The sequence below is a fragment of the Streptomyces sp. NPDC001407 genome (genome assembly GCF_042895325.1).
Lineage (GTDB): Bacteria > Actinomycetota > Actinomycetes > Streptomycetales > Streptomycetaceae > Streptomyces.
On record NZ_JBIAWF010000059.1, the window covers coordinates 1 to 4845 of the forward strand.

Here is a 4845-nt window from a genome sequence, read left to right on the forward strand (position 1 = left end):
CGGATACTTCTGACCATGACGATCAGTGAGCGTGCGAGGCTGCGGCGGTTCCCCGTCGTGACGGCGGTGGTGTTCGCCGTCACGACGGCGGTGAAAGGCGATCGAGCCGGTGTTCCCCACCGACGTGATCGCCTTGAGCCGCCGCGCCCCGTGCCGCTCCGCCGCTCCGGCGAACGCCGCATACAGACGACGCCCGAGGCCGATGCCCCGGGCGTCGTCGCGCGTGGCGATCAGGTGCACGTACCCGGTCCCGTCCGGGGTGACGAATCCGAAGACGTACCCCCGGATCCCGCCCTCGTCGTCCCTGGCGATCAGGCAGGTCGAAGCGAATTCCTAGACCAGCGCCAGGAGATGCAACGCGCGGAGGTTGCGGTCGCCCCAGTAACGGGGGTGATCGGCCAGCACTTGATGGAAGTCGGCTGCCTCGGCGGAGGCGATCTGTATGCGCATGGGGAGATCGTGACAGGGGCCGGCCGTTGGCCGGCAGGGGCATGAGTACCTGTACTCATGCCCCTGCCATGTATGCGTGCGTAGGGTCACGACGGAAGCGCGCCAAGGGATCAGGAAGCGGCTGCGCGAGGCGATGTCTCGTTGTTAGGTTCGAGTGCGCAAATGCGGTGCTGTAGAGATGCGTTGGGGGAATTGTGGCATTCGACGAGGAATGGACCGGGCTGCACACGGAGGCGGTGACCCGGATGCGGCTCAACGGGGTTTCCGGCAACGAGGGGCTCCCCGGGCTACCGGGAAGCAGCAACGCGAACCTCAAGTCTTCCGCGGCGCGGAAGAAGTCGGCCATATCCGCGCTGGAGCAGCACATACAGCCCGATGTGCAGAAGGCGGGCAGCGCCATGGACGAGGCGACGGAGGCCGCGGCCAAGGGATTCGCGGAGTGGGTGACGGGAGCCGGTATCAATGAGGCGCTCAAGGGGTGGCGGGCCTCGGTGAAGTCGCTTCAGAGCCAGCTGTCCAGGGAGAAGGCAGGGCTGAGCGGGGCCAATCAGCTGTACCACGGCACGGACATCCACACGGGCAACCAGTTCCCGCTGCTCATCCCGAAGAACGGGCAGGCCGGCGGGCCGCCTTACCCCTCACGGCTGTCCGACTACTGAGGACCCCGCGTCACACCGAGAGGAAGCCGGGCACAGCATGCTCACGTACCACCAGGTCATGACCACGGATCTCTCCCTGCTGACCACTGCGGCGGCGAAATGGGAAGCGGCAGCCAAAGACTTCGAGACCGTCCAGGGGACGTACGACAGCCAGGTGCGCAATGTGGCCGTCGACGGTTCGTGGACGGGCACGGCCGCCACCACCTTCCGGGAGACGACCAAGACGCAGACGTACAACCAGTACACGGCGGCAGCGGCGGAGGCCCGAGCCGTCGCTTCGTTGTTGCGGGATGCGCATGGGCAGTTCACCGAGCTGCGGAAGAAGCTCGAGAACGAAGTAAAGAGAGCCGAAGAGGCCGGGATGAAGGTGAGCGAGAACGGCAGCGCGACCTTCGACTTCGCCAAGGCCGACAAGGCTCTGGCAGACGCGGCACGCCACGACCCGGACCTCCACACCACAGAAGCCACGTGGAGCGCCCGCATAGCCACCGCCGTTCAGGCGGTCGACGACGCCGACCAGGGCGTAAAACTCGCCCTCCAAGCAGCAGTCCAGGACACGGACTTGTTCGACGGTTTCGCGAACGGCTTCAACGCGAAGGCCGAGGGCGACATCGAGAAGGTCGAGGCCAAGAAGGCGGCGGAGCTGGCGCTGGAGCTCGATTCCAAGGGGCACCTCGACGAGAAGAAACTGGCGGAGCTGGAGCGGCTCTTCCGCGACAACTCCGGCAACAAGGAGTTCAGCCGGACACTGCTCGACAACGTCGGAGCCGATGGAGCCATCAAGCTGTCGAACAAGCTCGATGGGCTGACCTCCTCCGACAAGAGCCACAAGCAGGACTACTTGGCTCTGCAGGGCGGCTTGGCCACCAGCGTCTCCACAGCCACCGCGGACGCGAAGACTCCGTTCTACGAAAAGTGGCGCGAGGAACTGCGCAAGGCCGGCGAAAAAAACTTCGGCAGCAAGACCAATCCGCTCTACGGGTATCAGTCATTCGTCAGCCTCATGGGACACCATGACCAGTACGGTAAAGCGTTCTTGAATGACCTCGGGAACGACATCATCGCCACCGAGAAGCAACACGATGGCATCTGGAACAGGATCGCCGGCGGGCACAAGGGAATCGGGAACGACCCACTGGACGGCCTGCTCGGCATCATGGGCACGCAGCCGGATGCCGCTACCGCCTTCTTCGATCCCGGAGCTGACGGCAAGAACGAGCATCTGAAGTACCTGCTCAAGGACCGCCACTGGCCCAAGTGGACAACAGTCGGCCCGGCGGGGATTCACGACCTCGACGACCCGACGTCCCGCATGGGGTTCGGGTCCGCCCTCGAAGCGGCCGCGACCGGCAAGGTCCCCGGAACCCACCATGCGCTCGGGGGACACAGCGAAGCGGAAGCCCGTGTCATGCACGACACCATCCGGGTGCTCAACTCGGACTGGAAGGGCGACAAGCTGCCGCAGAACCTACGCAGCCCACTCGGGCACATGCTCACCGACTACACGAGCGATACGCACGAGATCCTTTCCCGCACGAACGAGCACTACAAGAAATTCAACGAGGAGGGCGGCGTCTGGAAGGACGGCGGCACCGTTCGCATGGCAGTCCACAAGGACGATCTGGTCAAGATCATGCGTGGAGTGGCCGACGACCCTGCCGCATTCGCCGCCATGTACAACGCCGAGCGACAGTACGCGGCGGACACCCTGGTCCAGGTCCCTTTCAAGGGAGATCCGGACAACCGGGCCGCCGCGATCGAAGCCGCTTCCTCGGTCTACGGCTTCTACGACGGCATCAGCTCCGACGTCGTATTCGACAAGCGTGACCAGGCCATTCAGTGGGCGCGTGATGTCAGCCACGCCGCGACGGCCACGTCGGGAGCACTCCTCAACTTCGTGCCCGCAGAGATAGGGAATGGCATCGCCACCCCGAAGGGCGTGAAGGTGGGCGCTGATCTGACCAATCGGCTCTTTGACTTCGCCGCGTACGAGTGGACGAAAGAGCAGATATCCGAGGCCGGTGCCGCCGCCGGCAAGGAAAACCGGGCCGCGTTCAACACGGGGCAACGACAGGTCGACAACCTCGTCCTCGAGTGGGGAAGGAAAAATGGCTATGAATCCAACGACGGGCTCGTACGCCACCTTGTGGGCTCCGGGCAGGAACGACATGACAGCGCGCGCAACGAGGCGTTCATCGCTCTGGATCGAGAGAAGTAAGCGGCGCAGAAGCTCTCCCTCATCAGCCTCCGGACAAGGATCTCGGTCTTGAAAAATATTCGCCAGCGCCGATGGCCCATCGTTCCCGCGGCCCTGGTCTGCCTTCTTCTGGTAGGTGGCGGGACCTTCTACGTCACGGGTGGGTACGACAGCTGGCGCGACAATGACGCCCTGGCGGATTCCTGTGGCGGGGTTGTCGCGAAGGACCGGATCCGCTCAGCTCTGCACAGTGAGCACATCGAGGCCAGAAAGGGCGGGGCAAGCCTCGCCGGCGAAGACGCCCTCGCAGACTGCTCGGTGACGAGCCGCGGTGGCGGTGGCTCGCTGGCGGTCAGCGTCAACTGGGGCTCCAAGACGGAGAGGGCCGCGTCGTCGGTCAGCCATCTGTTCCTCACCGACTCAGGATCCGCCGCCGTTCCAGTGGGTCAAGGCTGGCCCGGCGTGATGGTGGTGAACGACGGGGACCTTTTCGGCGCGGTCGAGCTCGAGTGCAGCGACCGGCCAGGAGAGAGCCTGGTCGTCAGCACCCGTACCAAAGTGGGCTTCTCCGGTGCCGACGGAGGCGAGCGCGAACGTGTCGACTTCGCCGGCGTGGTCACCAGTACCGCGGCAGCCGCGTCCGAAAAGTTCGGCTGCTCCGCCTCGAATGGACAGCCCGTATCCCGTATATCACCGGACCCGGTACGCCACCCGGTCCCTCTGGCCGAGGCAAAGGGGACGTGCGCGCCGCTCGCCGCACTCGCGCCGGAGGCCCAACGACATGGTGCGTCGTCGGCTGTCGAAGCACCCGCCGACCCGCACGCTCCTGTCGAGGACTGTCTCGTCACCGACTCTCAAGGCCACACGCTCTATCGCTTCTCGGCGCTGTACGGAAGCTTCGCCAAGGAGGTCCGCCACAGGACGCAGGCCTTCCCCGTGACCGGTGATTCAGGATTCGAGGCAGCAGCCCACCACGGGTTCGGCAGCGCGCAGTGCCCGGGCGGCTCCGAAAAGTCGCTCTACACCATTGCCGCGACGCGGCAGAGCGCCCACGACGGGCTTACCGTCAAGGATCCCGATACGGACTTTGAGCGGGCCGCACTCAAAGCCTTTGCCAAGCAGTCTGCCAAGACACATGGATGCAACGGATTGCGGCTGCCGTGAAGTTCGGCTGGGAAATACGGAGGCCAGTCGCCCGATGACGAAGACCATGCAATTGGCGAGTGTGTGCTGGGTGCTCGCCGGCTTCCTACTACTGGTTGCCTTGGCGGACCCTCGGGTGATCTCCTGGGGGAGGCGCGCGGGGCGCTATCGCGGACCCGAGGCCAATGAGCCGTCCGCCGCCGCCTATGTGGTGCAGCGCGTCGGAGCCTTCGTCAGTGCTGCCGTGCTCTGCGGCATGGGGTTCGCGCTCATGCACTGGGAAGATCAGTCGACATACGACGCGGGTGATGTGAAGAGCGCCGTGGACGATGTCGTGGCCCAGCTCAATCAGGAGAAGGTGCAGCAAGGCGGCGTACTCTCGCCTGATTACTACCT

4 protein-coding genes and 1 pseudogene are annotated in these 4845 nt (G+C 64.9%); 4 read left to right on the forward strand and 1 reads right to left on the reverse strand.

The features are described from left to right. A pseudogene (locus tag ACFY1P_RS35285) lies at nt 1–450 on the reverse strand (GNAT family N-acetyltransferase); the annotation flags it as partial. A 194-nt stretch (nt 451–644) separates the two neighbouring features. Here ACFY1P_RS35285 and ACFY1P_RS35290 point away from each other — a divergent pair. The 4 genes from ACFY1P_RS35290 to ACFY1P_RS35305 form a co-directional block, all read left to right on the forward strand. Further along, on the forward strand, nt 645–1109 hold the full coding sequence (locus ACFY1P_RS35290; RefSeq protein ID WP_390752998.1) for a hypothetical protein: 465 nt from the start codon (nt 645–647) through the stop codon (nt 1107–1109). A 58-nt stretch (nt 1110–1167) separates the two neighbouring features. Beyond that, entirely contained in the window at nt 1168–3327 is a 2160-nt protein-coding gene (locus ACFY1P_RS35295; protein ID WP_390752999.1) for a DUF6571 family protein, read from the forward strand. Nucleotides 3328–3375: 48 nt separating this feature from the next. Then, a complete protein-coding gene (locus ACFY1P_RS35300; protein ID WP_361528465.1) occupies nt 3376–4470 on the forward strand; it encodes a hypothetical protein in 1095 nt (364 codons plus the stop codon). Between the two features lie 34 nt (nt 4471–4504). Next, on the forward strand, nt 4505–4845 hold a 341-nt coding region (locus ACFY1P_RS35305; RefSeq protein ID WP_390753000.1), incomplete at its 3' end, for a hypothetical protein.